This is a genomic window from Actinomycetospora rhizophila, assembly GCF_042657905.1.
Taxonomy (GTDB): domain Bacteria; phylum Actinomycetota; class Actinomycetes; order Mycobacteriales; family Pseudonocardiaceae; genus Actinomycetospora; species Actinomycetospora rhizophila.
The window spans coordinates 627751-641981 of sequence record NZ_JBHSKG010000002.1 but is presented as its reverse complement, the minus strand read 5'-3'; the positions used below and the strand labels follow the sequence as shown (position 1 = coordinate 641981).

Genomic DNA, 14231 nt, shown 5'->3' with positions numbered 1-14231 from the left:
CGTGGGACTGCGCCTGCTGCACCTGGCCGGGTCGGCGGTGAGCGACTTCCACACCGACCTCTCCCTGACCTACGCCCGCGGGTGCCTCGACGCCACGGGGGACTCCTACGAGTCCCACCCCGCCGTCGTCTCGCCGGACGGGCGCTGGCGGTTCCCGGCGTCGTTCGACGCGGAGGCGATCGCCGCCGCGCCGGCGCTCGACCCCCCGGACGCCCTCGCCCACCTCGGGCGGCTCGGGCTCGACGTCGTGCTCCCCCAGATGTTCTGCCTGCCCGGCATGACGTCCTACCGCTCGCTGTTCGCGGTGCTGGGGGTCCCGGTCGTGGGGAACACCGGCGAGGTCATGGCGATCGGCGCGCGCAAGGCCGCCGCGAAGGCCCTCGTCGCCGCGGCGGGGGTGGACGTGCCGGCCGGCGAGGTCCTGCGCCGCGGGGAACGGCCGACGATCGCCCCGCCCGCGGTGGTCAAGCCCGAGGACGCCGACAACTCGCTGGGAGTGACGCTGGTGCGCGCCCCCGAGGAGTTCGACGCGGCGCTCGAGGCGGCCTTCGCGCACGCCGGGCGGGTGCTCGTCGAGGAGTTCGTGCCGCTGGGGCGCGAGGTCCGCTGCGGGATGATCGAGCGGGACGGTGAGCTCGTCGGGCTGCCGCTGGAGGAGTACCTCCTCGACGCCGACGCCCGCCCGATCCGCGGCTACGCCGACAAGCTCGCGCCGGGCGACTCCGGGCTGCGGCTGGTCGCCAAGGACAACCCCGACGTCGTCATCGTCGACCCCGACGACCCGCTGACCGCGCGGGTGTGGGACGTCGCGCGGCGCGCCCACGTCGCGCTGGGCTGCCGCGACCACTCCCTGTTCGACCTGCGTATCGATCCGGCCGGCCGCCCCGTGTTCCTCGAGGCGAGCCTCTACTGCTCCTTCTCCCCCGCCAGCGTGCTCGCGGTGATGGCCCGCGCGGGCGGCATCGAGCTCGACGAACTGCTGGCGATCGCCATCGCGGGTGCCCGCCGCCGTCGCTGATGCCTAGGGTCGGGTGCCATGGGCCCGACCGTCACCGGCTTCCACCACGTCAAGCTGCCGGTCTCCGACGTGGCACGCAGCCGCGCCTGGTACGAGCGCGTCCTGGGCCTCGAGGTGGTCATCGAGTTCGAGGAGGACGGCGTCGTCCGCGGTGTCGGTCTCGCCCTGCCGGACGGCGGCAGCGCGGGCGTCGCCCTGCGCGAGGACTCGGCGCGCGCGGCGTCCCTGGCGGGGTTCGACCCGCTCGCCCTCCTCGTCCCCGAGCGCGAGCAGGTCGAGCAGTGGCGCGCCCGGCTCGACGAGCTCGGTGAGCCCCACGGCGACATCGTCACCGGCGCCCACGGCGGCAAGGTCCTGGCGGTGGTCGACCCGGACGGGCTGGAGATCCGCCTCTACGCCGACTGACCCGCCCAGGGCCGCAGGACCTCGTCGGCCCAGGCGGCGAGGAGGGGCTCGTCGTGGCTGACGGTCAGGACGCCGAGCCCGCGCTCGACCTCGGCACCGATCACCGACACCAGGGCCGCCGTGGTGGACGCGTCGAGCGTGGCGGTCATCTCGTCGCAGAGCAGGTACGCTGGCCCGGGGGCCAGCGCGCGGGCCAGGCAGGCCCGCTGGAGCTGGCCGTCGGAGACCTCGTGCGGGCGCCGGCCCCGCAGCTCGGCGGTGAGCCCGACCCGCTCGGCGAGCTCGTCGGCGCGCGCCCCCAGCACGCCCGCGTCGCGCTCGCCGGCCGCGCGCAGGGGCTCGACGACGAGGTCGTCGAGGGTCAGGCGCGGGTCGGCGGCGGCGCGCGGCTGCTGGAAGACCACGCCGAGGCGCCGGCGCAGGGGAGCGGGGGCGCTGAAGCGCACCCGCGGCGTCGTCGCGCCGTCGACCGCGACGTGGCCCGCCCACGGCTGGTGCAGCAGCGCGAGCATCCGGACCAGGGTGGACTTGCCGCAGCCGCTGGGACCCGCGACGCCGACGACCCGCCCGCGCGGCACCGTGATGTCGAGATCGCGCACCACGGCGTGCCCGCGGCGCCAGCCGCCGGTCAGCGTGCGTCCGTCGAGGCTCATCGCGCCACGGCCCGGGTCGAGCTCCGCTGCGCTCCGTCTCCCACGCACGCGACGGCCCGCTCCCCGTACGGCACCAGCCGCGGGTCGTCGGTGCAGGTCGCGGCGTGCTCGGGGCTGCGTGGGCGGAACGGGCAGCCGTCCGGCAGCGCCGAGAGCTCGGGGGGGTGCCCGGGGATCGGGGTGAAGCCCTCGCCGGGCAGGGCGGCGACCAGTCCCGCGGTGTAGGTGTGCCAGGGGTCGGCGAGGACCTCGCCGATCGGGCCGGTCTCGAGCAGCCGCGACGCGTACATCACCGCGAGGTCGTCGGCGGCCCGGCGCGCGGCGCGCAGGTCGTGGGTGATCACCAGCACGGCCCGGCCCTCGTGCGCGGTCGCGGCGAGCAGGTCCATCGTGTGGTCCACGAGCGGCCGGTCGAGCCCCGCGGTCGGCTCGTCCGCGAGGAGCACCGGCGGATCGCCCGCGAGCGCGGCGGCCAGGGCGACCCGCTGCGCGGTGCCGCCCGAGAGCTCGTGCGGGTAGAGCTCCAGCGCCGCGGCGGGGAGCTGCACGCGCGCGGCGAGCTCGCCGACGTCGACCCCGGCACCCAGGTGCCGCACCGTCTCGCGCAGCTGCGCGCCGACCGTCCGCGTAGGCGTCAGGTAGGAGCCCGCCGACTGCCCGACCAGCCCGATCAGGCGCCCGCGCACCTTCTCCCGGAGCGTGCGCTCGTCGGCGTCGAGGAGATCCGTGGTCTGGTTCGAGTCGCCCAGGACCGCCTGCCCCCGCACCTCGGCGGTCGAGGGCAGCAGCCCGGTCAGCGCCTCGGTGAGCACCGACTTCCCGCATCCCGACTCCCCCACCAGCGCCAGCAGGCGCCCGGGCCGCAGGTCGAGGTCGACGTCGCTGACCGCGCGCACGTACCGCGGCGGGCGGCGCCCGAGACGGAAGCGGACGTCGAGCCCGCACACCTCGAGCGTGCTCACAGCGCCAGCTCCGAGCGTCGCCGCGGCAGCGTGCGGTCGCGCCACCACGCGGCGATGCCCGCCACGGCCAGCGTCGTCGCCGCGAGCAGCGCGGACGGGAACACCACGATCCACCAGCTCCCGAGCAGGACGGCCTGGCGACCCTCGGCGAGGATGTTGCCGATGCTCGCCAGGTGGGGCGGCAGGCCGAGCCCGAGGAAGCTCAGCGCGGTCTCGTGCCACACGGCGTGCGGCAGGATCAGCACCGCCGAGAGCACCGCGGGCGGCACCACGGCCGGCAGCAGGTGGCGGCGCAGGACCCGCCACCGCGAGGCGCCGCCGCTGACCGCCGCGTCGACGAACGGCCGCCCGCGCAGCGACAGCACCTCGGCGCGCACGACGCGCGCCACCGTCGTCCAGTGCGTCAGGCCGATCGAGGCGATCACCGCGAGGACGCTGCCGCGGTAGAGCGCGACGATGACGATGCCGAGCATGAGGTGCGGGACGGCGTTGACGCCGTCGACGAAGCGCATGAGCACGCGGTCGATCCAGCCGCCGAGCAGGCCCGACGCCGCCCCGAACAGGGTGCCGATCACCGTCGCGATCACCGCGCAGGACGCCGCGACGAGCAGCGAGATGCCCAGGCCCTTGAACGCGCGCAGGGCGACGTCACGCCCGACGCTGTCGGTGCCGAACGGGTGCGCGAGCGACGGCGGCTGCCGGACGGCCGCGTAGTCGATCACGCTCTCGTCGAGGCCGCCGATCCAGGGGATCAGCACCGCGGCGAGGGTCAGCACGATCAGCCCGCCGACGCCCCACACGAGCCGGGCGCGGCCACGCCACAGCGACCGCGACCCGCGCACCGACCCGGGCCGGCGGCGACCGGCTGGGCGCCACGGGGTGTCGGTGCGCGGTCGCGTGTCCAGCTCAACCATCCGCGCTCACCCGGGGATCCAGGAGCAGGACGGCCACGTCGGCCACGAGCGCGCCGGCGAGCACCGACACAGTGGTCAGCAGGGTCAGGGCCGCGAGCAGCGGGAAGTCGACGGCCAGCGCCGCGGTGACGATGGCCGCGGCGATGCCGGGCCACGAGAACACCGTCTCCACCAGCACCGCACCGGTCACGAGCTCGGGCAGGCGGTTGCCCAGCACGGTGACGAACGGCAGCAGCGCAGTCGGGAGCGCGTGGCGCAGGACGACGACGCGCTCGGGCAGGCCGCGGGCCCGGGCGCCGAGCACGTGGTCCTCGTCGAGCGCGGCGATCAGCGACGACCGCGCGTGCAGCACCAGCCACGGCGACTGCGAGAGCCCGAGGACCAGGGCGGGCAGGACGATGTGGCGCGCGACCTGGTCGAACGACACCGGGGCGCCCGCGTCGGTGAGCCCGGCGACAGGCAGCACCGGCCACGCGACGGCGAACACGGCGATCGCCGCCAGGGCGAGCACGAACGGCGGCAGGCCCTCCAGGGTGTGCCCGAGGGCGGTGATGGCCCGGTCGACCCAGCCGCCCTGGCGCCAGGCCGCGACCACCGCGGCGGCGAGCGACAGGACCACGCTCACCAGCAGGCCGACCGCCACCAGCAGCAGGGTCCACGGCAGCCGCTGCGCGATCACCGTGGACACGGGCTGGCGGAACGACAGGCTCTGCCCGAGATCGCCGGAGAGCAGCCCGCCGACCCAGGCCCAGAACTGGTCCCACACCGGGACGTCCAGCCCGAGCTGGGCGCGGGCGTTGGCGATGTCGGCGCCCGACGCGGAGAAGATCCCGGCGCCGAAGTACTGGTAGATCGGGTCGAACGGCGACACGGCGGCCAGCACGAACACCGCGATCGCCACGAGCACGACCACCGGCACGGCCACCAGGACCCGCCAGGCCACCAGCTTGGCGACCTCGCGCCCGCGGTGCCGCGCCGGTGGAGCAGCGACGGCGACGGTCACGAGCGCGGGACCCAGTCCTCGACGTTCCACCACGGGCCCCACGTCGTGCCGTGCGTGTGGGGCTCGACGACCGGCTGGTAGCCGTCGAATCGGTCACGGGTGAGGTAGCTGTGGCCGAGGAAGGTCAGGAAGACCATGCCCGGGTCGGCGGCGTAGGCGCTCTGGAAACGGCGCAGCTCCGCGGCGCGCGAGGCGCGGTCGGGAGCGCGCTGCGCGGCGTCGAGGGCGGCGTCGACCTGCGCGTTCCGGTAGGAGCCCGGGTTGTTGTACTCGTCGGCCGCGTTGGACGAGTGCAGCAGCTGCCAGGACTTGAACGCGGTGTCGAACGGGTTGCCGCCGCCGAGGACGACCGCGTCGGTGCCCATCCGCGGGTCGATGGCGTCCCAGCCGAGGCCCTCGAGGCGGACGTCCACACCGATCGCCCGCGCGTCCGACGCGAAGGCCTGCGCCAGGTCGCGGCGCACGGTGTCGCTCGCGCTGTACATGAGCGTGAACCGGGCCGGCAGGTCGCCCCGCACCCGCACGCCGTCCGGTCCGCGCACCCAGCCCGCAGCGTCGAGCATCGCGTTCGCGCCCGCCGGGTCGTAGGCGAACTGGGCGCTCGGCTCGACCTCCTCGGGCAGCACCTCGGGGATCGGCGTCGACGCCGGACGGCCCTGGCCCGCGAGCAGGGCGTCGATCATGCCCTGGCGGTTGACCGCGCGGTTGAGCGCCTGGCGGATCGTCAGGTCGGCGGTGACGGGGTTGGCGAACGGCATGGTGATCGTGCGGTAGTCCGCGCTGCTGTGCTCGCGCAGCTGCATGCCCTGCGCGGAGACCTGCCCGGCGATCCCGCGCGCCAGCGAGGGCGGGAGCACCGTGCCGTCGAACTCGCCGGTCGACGTGCGCTGGGCGCGGGTGTTGTCGTCCTCGGCCATGACGATGGTGATGCGCCGGACCGCGGGGGCGCCGCCGTGGTAGCGCTCGTTCGCGTCGAGGATCATCGACGAGCCCTGCCGCCACTCGGTCATCCGGTAGGGACCGGTGCCCACGGGCTGCGTGCCGAGGCTGAGGTTCGCGGCCGGGCCGGGGGTCGCCAGCGCCTCCGACGGCATGATCGGCAGCGTGAGCCGGCCCGGGAACAGCAGGAACGGGTAGTTCAGGTCGAAGCGCACCGTGCTCGGGTCGACGGCGGTGACCCCGCGCAGCATCGGGAAGCCCGAGCTCACCGTCGCCGCGCGCGCCGGGTCGAGGACCGCGGAGTAGGTCGCGACGACGTCCTGCGCGTCGAAGGGCGTGCCGTCGTGGAAGGTCACGCCCTGGCGCAGCGGGACGGTCCACGACAGCCCGTCCGCCGAAGCGGTGGGGACGACCGCGGCGAGGTTGGGCTGCGGGTTGCGGTCGGCGTCGAACGAGATGAGGCCGTCGTAGATCTTCGACGCCCCTTCCTCGCCGTACCCCATCAGCGGGTTGAGGTCGTCGGGCTCGTAGCCGTCGGCCAGCACCATCGCCGCGGGGTCGGTACCGGGCGCCGGGCCGGTGGTGGGCGCGGAGCAGGCGCTGACGGCGACGCTCACCACGGCGAGTAGCGCGACGACGACCAAACGGACACGAGTCACGTTGTCGCACAGTAGGTCTCGTTGTTCATGCGAAGCAACGACTTGTCTTTCGCTGCTGCATCAGATAGGCATCAAGATGCTTGACCATGCCGCGGCGGCACGGTGTGGACTCGGGGCATGAGCAGCGACGTCGTACTGACCGCCGCCGACTATGCGCGCGCCGAGCAGATGCTCGCGCCCTACCGGGCTCGACGGGTGCCCACGGTGACCCCGCAGTGGCTCGGCGACGGCGAGCGCTTCTGGTACGTCGCGGGCACCCGGCACGTGCTGGTCGACCCGCCCCGGGGCGAGCGGAGCGAGCTGTTCGACCACGAGCGGGTCGCCGCCGCGCTGTCACGGGAGACCGGGCAGGCCGTGGAGGGCGAGGCACTGCCGGTGGTGGCGGTGGAGGTCGACGAGGACGGTGTGCGCTTCAGCGCGCTCGGGCAGCGGTGGCGCTGGGCCGACGGCGCGCTCAGCCGCCTCGACGAGGCCCCGCTGCTGCCGGGTGAGATCCTCTCTCCCGACGGGCGCCGGGTCGCCTTCGCGCGTGACGGGGACGTGTGGGTGCGCACGCGGGACGGGAGCGAGGAGGTCGCGCTCACCGACGACGCGGAGCCCGGCCTCGCCTACGGCGCCGCGAACGCGCCGATGGCCATGGGGACGCTGTTGCGCTCGCTGGGCCTCGGCCCGCTCTTCCACGCGACCTGGTCGCCGGACTCGACGCGGCTGCTCGTGCACCGGCTCGACGAGCGGGGGCTGCCCGAGCAGGTGCTCGTCGAGTCCGTGCCGCCGGGCGGCGGGCGCCCGGTGGAGCACCGCCTGCCCTACCCGATGCCCGACGACGAGGCGCACCCGACGATGACGTGGCACGTCCTCGACGTCGCCGCGCGCACGCGGGTGGACGGGCAGGACCCCCCGGAGCCGGCGGTGCACGGCACCGCGTTCGTCTACGCGTGGTGGTCTCCCGACGGCCGGGACGTCCACTACCTGCGCCAGTCGCGGGACGCGAGGACCCTGCGCCTGCGGCACATGGACCCCGCGACGGGGGCGACGACGACGCTGCTCACCGAGACCGGCGCGACCCGCGTCGACGCGACCCCGCAGCTCGGCGAGCCGACCATGACCCACGTGCTCGCCACCGGCGAGGTCCTGTGGTGGTCGCAGCGCGACGGGTGGGGCCACCTGTGGCTGCACGACGGGGACGAGGCCACCCAGGTCACCCGCGGCTCCTGGCAGGTCCGCGCCGTGCTGCGGGTCGACGAGGAGCGCCGGCAGGTGTGGTTCCTCGCGGGCGGCCTGGGCGGCGCCGAGGGGGACCCCTACGTCCGCCAGATCGCCCGGATCGGCCTGGACGGCACCGGTTTCGTCCGCCTCACCGACGACGAGCTCGACCACGACACGCTCGCCCCGCCCCGCGGCCGCCACCTCGTGGACCGCGCCTCCTCCCCCGCCGTGCCGCCGCGGGCACGGGTGCTCGACGGGGACGGGACGGGGCTCCTCGAGCTCGAGGCACCCGGCACCGACGCGCTGCGCGCCGAGGGCTGGACCCCGCCCGAGCGCTTCCGCGCCACCGCCGCCGACGGCCGCACCCCGATCTTCGGCCTGCTCTGGCGCCCGCACGGGTTCGACCCGCAGCGCCGCTACCCGGTGATCGACCACGTCTACCCCGGCCCGCAGAACCACCGCGCGCTCCCGGCCTTCGACTCCCCGCACCAGGGCGAGCCCGAGGCGCTCGCGGCGCTGGGGTTCGCGGTCGTCGCGATCGACGGGCGCGGCACCGCCGGGCGCAGCAAGGCCTTCCACGACCACTCCTACGGCGACCTCGGCAACGCCGGCGCGCTCGACGACCACGTCGCCGCGATCCGCGAGCTCGGCCGTCGCCACGCGTGGCTCGACACCGACCGCGTCGGCATCACCGGCCACTCCGCGGGCGGGTTCGCCGCGGCGCGCGGGGTGCTGGCCCACCCGGACTTCTACCGGGTCGCCGTGGCCGTGGCGGGCAACCACGACGACACCCACGGCCTGCAGATGTGGGCCGAGCACTACCACGGTGACGCCGACCGCAGCAGTCTCTCGACCCCGGCGCTCGCGGCGAACCTGCAGGGCAAGCTGCTGCTCGTCCACGGCGAGCTCGACGAGACCGTCCTGGTGTCGCAGACCCACCGCCTGGTCGACGCGCTGATCACCGCGGACAAGGACGTCGACGTGCTGATCGTCCCGGGTGGCGACCACGCGATCCTCCACCGCCGCCACGTCGTCTTCCGCCGGACCTGGGACCACTTCGTGCGCCACCTCCACGGCCAGGAGCCGCCGGCGTACCGGGTGGCGCCGCTGCCGCTGGGGTGACCGGGACGGGACCGGCAGGTTTCCGATCACGCCGAGCGGCTATCCCCGCTGGAGTTGCAACATCATCGCAACAGCAGCACGCTGGTGCACAGCCCCCTCCGACGGGAGACCCGATGGCCGACTACACGCTCCCCGATCTGCCCTACGACTACGGCGCCCTCGAGCCCCACATCTCGGGCAAGATCATGGAGCTGCACCACGACAAGCACCACAACACCTACGTCACGGGTCTGAACGCGGCGATCGACGCCCTCGCGGAGGCCCGCGACCAGGACACGATCGGCACGACGGCCCTGCTGTGGGAGAAGAACCTCGCCTTCAACTACGGCGGGCACATCAACCACTCGGTGTTCTGGAAGAACCTCAGCCCGGACGGCGGCGACAAGCCGACCGGTGACCTCGCCTCCGCGATCGAGCGCGACTTCGGGTCGTTCGACAAGTTCCAGAAGCACTTCACCTCGGTGGCCACGACCATCCAGGGGTCGGGCTGGTCGATCCTCGGCGTCGACACGCTGACCGGGAAGCTGCGCATCTTCCAGCTCTACGACCAGCAGGCGAACGTGCCGCTGGGCATCGTGCCGGTGGTCATGCTCGACATGTGGGAGCACGCGTTCTACCTGGACTACCAGAACGTGAAGCCGGACTACGTCAAGGCCTGGTGGAACGTCGTGAACTGGGCCGACGCCGCCCAGCGCTACGAGCACGCGCAGGGGCTCACCATCGCCTGAGCACCCCAACGAACTCGCGCGGTGATCGTTCCGACAAGCGCCCGCCGCGCGGCGCGCGGCGACCCCCCGCCCCTCCTCGGCCGGGGGGTCGTCGTGTCCTAGGGGAGGGTGTCGAGCAGCTCGGCGCGGATCTCCGGGCGCCCCGCGGCGACGAGGGTGAACGCGGCCTCGCGCGCCAGGCGGCGGGCCGGGTGGCGTCCGACGATCGCCCGGCTCCCGACGGCGACGGTCAGCGTCGCGGCCGCGCGGACGGCCAGCGCGGACGCGGCGGCGCGGGCCGGGGCCATGCGGGCGGCGTCGGCGAGGCCGGCGTCGAGGTCGTCGCGGGCCGCGTCGAGCGCCTTGCGCAGGGCCGCCGCGGCGTCGGACTCGCCGGCGTCGTCGACCAGCGTGGCGCAGCGCCCCGCCACCCCGAGCGCCAGGCAGCCGTTGACCCGCGCGCTGACGTGCTGGCCGGCGAGGAACTCCGCGCGCGAGGGCGTCGCGACCACGGCGTCGTCGGCGACGGACCAGCCGTCGACGTCGAGGCGCACGGTGCGGCTGCCGTTCGCAGCGGCGAGGTCGAGGGGGTGCACGCTGACGCCCTCGGCCGCGTGCACGGGGACGAGCAGGGAGACGACGCGGGCGTGCTCGTCGTCGGCGTCCGCGGTCGCCGCGTCGCGCGCCGAGACCTGCAGCAGGTCGACCAGGCCCCAGCCGGTGACGAGCGGCGCGACGCCGTCGAGGCGCCAGCCGCCGTCGACCACGGTGGCCCAGAGCCTCGGCGGCTGCGGGATCGCGCCGGCGAAGGCCACGCCGCAGCGGGTCGTGCCCCGCACGGCGTCGGCGAGGTGACGCTCGCGGAGGGCGGTGTTCGCCGTCGACGAGAGCCCGCGCACCACGCCGTGGTGCTGCATCCACGTGAACGTCGTGGTCAGGCACGCCCCGGCGAGGACCTCGACGACGCCGACGAAGTCCTCGAACGCCACGTCGTCCGCGCCGGCCAGCCCGTAGAGCCCCGCGTCGGCCAGCGCGCGGAAGTGGCCCTCCGGGATCGTCGAGGTCCGGTCGACCTCGTCCGCCGCCGGGGCCAGCACGTCGGCGGCCACCGCACGGGCCCGGTCCAGTACGTCGCCCATGGCTCCCGAGGGTAGCCACCGGCGAGCTCCGGACCGGCCGTTCCGTCACGCACCACGCTCGGAGCGGCCCTGCCCCCCGCTACCCTGAGACCCATGTCCGAGACCGCCGCGCCCCGCACGGCCGCGGTCGACGACTACATCAAGGCGATCTACGCGGTGTACGAGCGCGGCGAGGGCCCCGCGTCGACGACGGCGCTGGCCAAGCGGCTCGGCGTGGGCGCGTCGTCGGTGTCGGGGATGCTGCGCAAGCTCACCGACCAGGGGCTCGTCGAGCACCGGCCCTACGGCGGCGTGCGGCTCACCGACGACGGCACCCGCGCCGCGCTCGACGTGCTGCGCCGCCACCGGCTGCTCGAGACCTACCTGGTCCGCGAGCTGGGCTACGGCTGGGACGAGGTCCACGACGAGGCCGAGGTCCTCGAGCACCACGTGTCGCGCCGCCTGCTCGACCGCATGGACGCCCGGCTCGGCCACCCGCGCTTCGACCCGCACGGCGACCCCATCCCGGGCGCCGACGGCACGGTGGCGGAGTTCTCCGGGCGGCGGTTCGCCACGCTCGAGCCCGGCGACCGGGGCCAGCTCGTGCGCGTCGACGACACCGAGCCCGCCATGCTCGCGTGGCTGCGCGAGCACACCGTCGAGCTGGGCGTGACGCTCGAGCTGGTCGCCCGCCGCCCCTTCGGGGGGTCCTTCGAGGTGCGGGTGTCCGGGCAGGAGCCCGAGCAGGACCTCGACCTCGGCCCCGAGCTCGCCGACGCCCTGTGGGTCGACGATGTCGTCGAGGGGCTGTTCCATCGGGGTCCCGCAACGTAGAGTTCGGCCAGACGAACTTTACGTGTAGGTTCGGGCGAAACCTTCGGCGGGCGAACGACGGGGAGAGCCATGACCCTCGACGAGCTACCCCGCGGCCGGCGTGCCGTGGTCACCGCGCTCGACCTGCGCGGCGGCGAGCGACGCCGCCTGATGGACCTCGGGCTGCTGCCCGGCGCCGCCATCCGCGCCGACATGACCAGCCCGCTGGGCGACCCCACGGCCTACGAGGTCCGCGGCGCGCTCGTCGTGCTGCGCCGGGGCCAGGCGAGGACCGTGCGCATCCGGGAGACCGAGCACGCCGATTCCCCGGAGCGCTGAGCCGTGGCGACCCCGCTGCCTTCCCCGGGTGTCGGTGGTCCGTCCGGCGACGAGCCGTCCGGCGCCTGCGGCTCGTGCGCGCTGGCCCCGTCGACCGCCCGGCTCGCCCGCCTCGGCCTCGCCCCCGGCCGCTACGACCACGTCGTCGCGCTGGCGGGCAACCCGAACACCGGCAAGAGCACCGTCTTCAACGCCCTGACCGGGCTGCGCCAGCACGTCGGCAACTGGGCGGGCAAGACCGTCGCGCGCGCCGAGGGCGGGTTCTCCTACGGCGGCACCGGCTACAGGATCGTGGACCTGCCCGGCACCTACTCGCTGCTGTCCACCAGCACCGACGAGGACGTCGCCCGCGACGTGCTGCTCTTCGGGCGCCCGGACGTCGTCGTCGTGGTCGTCGACGCCACGCGCCTCGAGCGCAACCTGCCCCTGGTGCTGCAGATCCGCCAGATCACCGGGCGGGTCGTGGTCGCGCTCAACCTCGTCGACGAGGCACGCCGCCACGGCATCACCGTCGACACCCGCCACCTCACCCGCGAGCTCGGCGTCCCCGTCGTCGCCACCGCCGCCCGCCGGAACGAGGGGCTGCCCGAGCTGCTCGCGGCGATCGCGCAGGTCGCGACCACCGACGACCCGCCGAAGCCGCTGCGCCTGGTCCACCGCGACCCCGCCCTCGAGCGGGCCGTCGCCGACCTCGCGGCGCAGGTCGAGGCCCGCTTCCCCGGCGTGCCCAACAGCCGCTGGGTGGCGCTGCGCCTGCTCGAGGGGGACGCCGGCATCGAGGAGGCGGTGCGCCACGGCACCCTCGGCGAGCTGGCGGGGGACGCGCTGGAGCACGCCGGATGACCGACCTCCTCGACGAGGCCGCCCGCCTGCGCCGCGGCCTCTCCGACGACGTGGGTGACCGGGTCGTCGAGTCGCTCTACACCGACGCCGCCCGCATCGCCGCGACCAGCGTCGACCGCGACGACGCCCGCGCCCGCCTCAGCGTCGACCGGGCGCTCGACCGCGTGCTCACCCACCGCGTGTGGGGCTTCGTGGCGATGGGCGTGCTGTTCTTCGGCGTCTTCTGGTTCACCATCGCCGGCGCCGCGGTGCCGTCCGACCTGCTCTACGTGCTGCTCGTGGGGAACGGGCACGCGTGGCTGCGCGAGGTGTTCGCGGCCGTCGGGTCGCCGTGGTGGGTCACCGGGCTGCTCGTCGACGGCGTCTACCTGGCCACGGCGTGGGTGGTCGCGGTGATGCTGCCGCCGATGGCGATCTTCTTCCCGCTGTTCACGCTGCTCGAGGACTTCGGCTACCTGCCGCGGGTGGCGTTCAACCTCGACCGGCTGTTCGCCCGCTCCGGCGCCCACGGCAAGCAGGCGCTGACGATGATGATGGGCTACGGCTGCAACGCCGCCGGCGTCACGGCCACGCGCATCATCGACAGCCGCCGCGAGCGCCTCATCGCGGTGATCACCAACAACTTCAGCATCTGCAACGGCCGCTGGCCGACGCTGATCCTCATGGGGACGATCTTCGTCGGCGCCGTCGTGCCGCCCTGGCTCGCCGGGTTCGTCGCCGCGGGCAGCGTGGTGGCCGTGGTGCTCGTCGGGATCGGCGTGACGCTGGCGGTGTCGTGGCTGCTCTCGCGCACCGTGCTGCGCGGTGAGAGCTCCGTGTACTCCCTCGAGCTGCCGCCGTACCGCCCGCCGCAGATCTGGCGCACGCTCTACACCAGCATCATCGACCGCACGCTCAAGGTGCTGCGCCGCGCGCTGGTGATGGCGGCGCCCGCCGGTGCGGTGATCTGGCTGATCGGCAACGTGCACCTCGGCGACGCCAGCGTGGCGGCGCACCTGGTCACGGCGCTGAACCCGCTGGGCTGGGTGATCGGCCTCAACGGCGTCATCCTGCTCGCCTACCTCGTGGCGGTGCCGGCCAACGAGATCATCATCCCGACCATCGTCATGTTGACCCTGACCCTCGGGGCCAACACGCTGGGCGCCGCCCCGGGCGTGATGCTCGAGCTGGGCGACGACGCGCAGATCGGGTCGGTGCTGGTCACCGCGGGCGGCTGGACGCTGCTCACCGCGGTGAACCTCATGCTGTTCACCCTGCTCCACAACCCGTGCAGCACGACCGTGCTCACCATCTGGCACGAGACCCGCAGCGTGCGCTGGACGGCGGTGGCGACCCTGCTGCCGCTGGGGCTCGGGTTCGCCGTCTGCGCGCTGACGGCGTTCGTCTGGCGCCTCGTCGTCTGAGGGGAGCGGGACTCCGCGAGCAGGGCGGACCGACCCGCGAACCATCTTCACCGAGGTCGGCGCGCGGGATTCCGGCGAAGGGCGCCCCTCGCCCATCTATCCGAGCGAAGGTGCCCTTCGCTCAGAA

The 14231-nt window shown here is 74.6% G+C and carries 14 protein-coding genes; 8 read left to right on the top strand and 6 right to left on the bottom strand.

What is annotated here, in order from left to right; all coding sequences use genetic code 11:
- The first annotated feature begins 1 nt into the window (after position 1).
- Both ACFPK1_RS06910 and ACFPK1_RS06905 read left to right on the top strand, forming a co-directional pair.
- Positions 2-1018, top strand: a complete 1017-nt coding sequence (locus ACFPK1_RS06910; protein ID WP_378020152.1) for a D-alanine--D-alanine ligase family protein — start codon at positions 2-4, stop codon at positions 1016-1018.
- Positions 1019-1036: 18 nt separating this feature from the next.
- Complete coding sequence (locus ACFPK1_RS06905) at positions 1037-1423, top strand: VOC family protein (RefSeq protein ID WP_378020151.1); 387 nt, start codon at positions 1037-1039, stop codon at positions 1421-1423.
- Here the strand turns inward: ACFPK1_RS06905 and ACFPK1_RS06900 are convergent.
- The 5 genes from ACFPK1_RS06900 to ACFPK1_RS06880 are packed head-to-tail and all read right to left on the bottom strand — an operon-like array spanning position 1411 to position 6553.
- The gene (locus tag ACFPK1_RS06900) at positions 1411-2076 is read right to left on the bottom strand and encodes an ABC transporter ATP-binding protein (protein WP_378020150.1); all 666 of its coding nucleotides are present in this window, start codon (positions 2074-2076) and stop codon (positions 1411-1413) included. The genes ACFPK1_RS06905 and ACFPK1_RS06900 overlap by 13 nt on opposite strands.
- Positions 2073-3038 carry an oligopeptide/dipeptide ABC transporter ATP-binding protein gene (locus ACFPK1_RS06895; RefSeq protein WP_378020149.1) on the bottom strand — a complete coding sequence of 322 codons (966 nt, stop codon included), beginning with the start codon at positions 3036-3038 and terminating at the stop codon, positions 2073-2075. Before ACFPK1_RS06895 ends, ACFPK1_RS06900 begins: the two co-directional genes overlap by 4 nt.
- Complete coding sequence (locus tag ACFPK1_RS06890) at positions 3035-3952, bottom strand: ABC transporter permease (protein ID WP_378020148.1); 918 nt, start codon at positions 3950-3952, stop codon at positions 3035-3037. Before ACFPK1_RS06890 ends, ACFPK1_RS06895 begins: the two co-directional genes overlap by 4 nt.
- The gene (locus ACFPK1_RS06885) at positions 3945-4955 is read right to left on the bottom strand and encodes an ABC transporter permease (protein ID WP_378020147.1); all 1011 of its coding nucleotides are present in this window, start codon (positions 4953-4955) and stop codon (positions 3945-3947) included. The genes ACFPK1_RS06890 and ACFPK1_RS06885 overlap by 8 nt, the downstream gene beginning before the upstream one ends.
- Positions 4952-6553, bottom strand: coding sequence for an ABC transporter substrate-binding protein (locus tag ACFPK1_RS06880; protein WP_378020146.1), 1602 nt, complete (start codon positions 6551-6553; stop codon positions 4952-4954). Before ACFPK1_RS06880 ends, ACFPK1_RS06885 begins: the two co-directional genes overlap by 4 nt.
- Before the next feature lie 117 nt (positions 6554-6670).
- On the opposite strand from ACFPK1_RS06880, the gene ACFPK1_RS06875 reads away from it, so the two are divergent.
- Together ACFPK1_RS06875 and ACFPK1_RS06870 are read left to right on the top strand one after the other, a co-directional pair.
- Positions 6671-8881: a S9 family peptidase gene (locus tag ACFPK1_RS06875; RefSeq protein WP_378020145.1), complete on the top strand. Its 2211-nt coding sequence runs from the start codon at positions 6671-6673 to the stop codon at positions 8879-8881.
- Positions 8882-8994: 113 nt separating this feature from the next.
- On the top strand, positions 8995-9609 hold the full coding sequence (locus ACFPK1_RS06870; RefSeq protein WP_378020144.1) for a superoxide dismutase: 615 nt from the start codon (positions 8995-8997) through the stop codon (positions 9607-9609).
- A gap of 98 nt (positions 9610-9707) precedes the next feature.
- Here ACFPK1_RS06870 and ACFPK1_RS06865 read toward each other — a convergent pair whose 3' ends face one another.
- Positions 9708-10727, bottom strand: a complete 1020-nt coding sequence (locus ACFPK1_RS06865) for an acyl-CoA dehydrogenase family protein (protein WP_378020143.1) — start codon at positions 10725-10727, stop codon at positions 9708-9710.
- A gap of 93 nt (positions 10728-10820) precedes the next feature.
- On the opposite strand from ACFPK1_RS06865, the gene ACFPK1_RS06860 reads away from it, so the two are divergent.
- From ACFPK1_RS06860 to ACFPK1_RS06845, 4 genes are all read left to right on the top strand, one after another.
- On the top strand, positions 10821-11540 hold the full coding sequence (locus ACFPK1_RS06860; protein WP_378020142.1) for a metal-dependent transcriptional regulator: 720 nt from the start codon (positions 10821-10823) through the stop codon (positions 11538-11540).
- A 69-nt stretch (positions 11541-11609) separates the two neighbouring features.
- On the top strand, positions 11610-11858 hold the full coding sequence (locus ACFPK1_RS06855; protein ID WP_378020141.1) for a FeoA family protein: 249 nt from the start codon (positions 11610-11612) through the stop codon (positions 11856-11858).
- Positions 11859-11861: 3 nt separating this feature from the next.
- On the top strand, positions 11862-12701 hold the full coding sequence (locus ACFPK1_RS06850) for a FeoB small GTPase domain-containing protein (RefSeq protein ID WP_378020140.1): 840 nt from the start codon (positions 11862-11864) through the stop codon (positions 12699-12701).
- Positions 12698-14104: a nucleoside recognition domain-containing protein gene (locus ACFPK1_RS06845; protein ID WP_378020139.1), complete on the top strand. Its 1407-nt coding sequence runs from the start codon at positions 12698-12700 to the stop codon at positions 14102-14104. The genes ACFPK1_RS06850 and ACFPK1_RS06845 overlap by 4 nt, the downstream gene beginning before the upstream one ends.
- Positions 14105-14231 lie beyond the last annotated feature (127 nt).

Bases quoted from the DNA above. Each gene is read 5' to 3' on its own strand.
- ACFPK1_RS06905 (WP_378020151.1), top strand. From the start codon at position 1,037: ATGGGCCCGACCGTCACCGGCTTCCACCACGTCAAGCTGCCGGTCTCC.
- ACFPK1_RS06900 (WP_378020150.1), bottom strand. From the start codon at position 2,076: ATGAGCCTCGACGGACGCACGCTGACCGGCGGCTGGCGCCGCGGGCAC.
- ACFPK1_RS06890 (WP_378020148.1), bottom strand. From the start codon at position 3,952: ATGGTTGAGCTGGACACGCGACCGCGCACCGACACCCCGTGGCGCCCA.
- ACFPK1_RS06875 (WP_378020145.1), top strand. From the start codon at position 6,671: ATGAGCAGCGACGTCGTACTGACCGCCGCCGACTATGCGCGCGCCGAG.
- ACFPK1_RS06870 (WP_378020144.1), top strand. From the start codon at position 8,995: ATGGCCGACTACACGCTCCCCGATCTGCCCTACGACTACGGCGCCCTC.
- ACFPK1_RS06865 (WP_378020143.1), bottom strand. From the start codon at position 10,727: ATGGGCGACGTACTGGACCGGGCCCGTGCGGTGGCCGCCGACGTGCTG.
- ACFPK1_RS06860 (WP_378020142.1), top strand. From the start codon at position 10,821: ATGTCCGAGACCGCCGCGCCCCGCACGGCCGCGGTCGACGACTACATC.
- ACFPK1_RS06855 (WP_378020141.1), top strand. From the start codon at position 11,610: ATGACCCTCGACGAGCTACCCCGCGGCCGGCGTGCCGTGGTCACCGCG.
- ACFPK1_RS06845 (WP_378020139.1), top strand. From the start codon at position 12,698: ATGACCGACCTCCTCGACGAGGCCGCCCGCCTGCGCCGCGGCCTCTCC.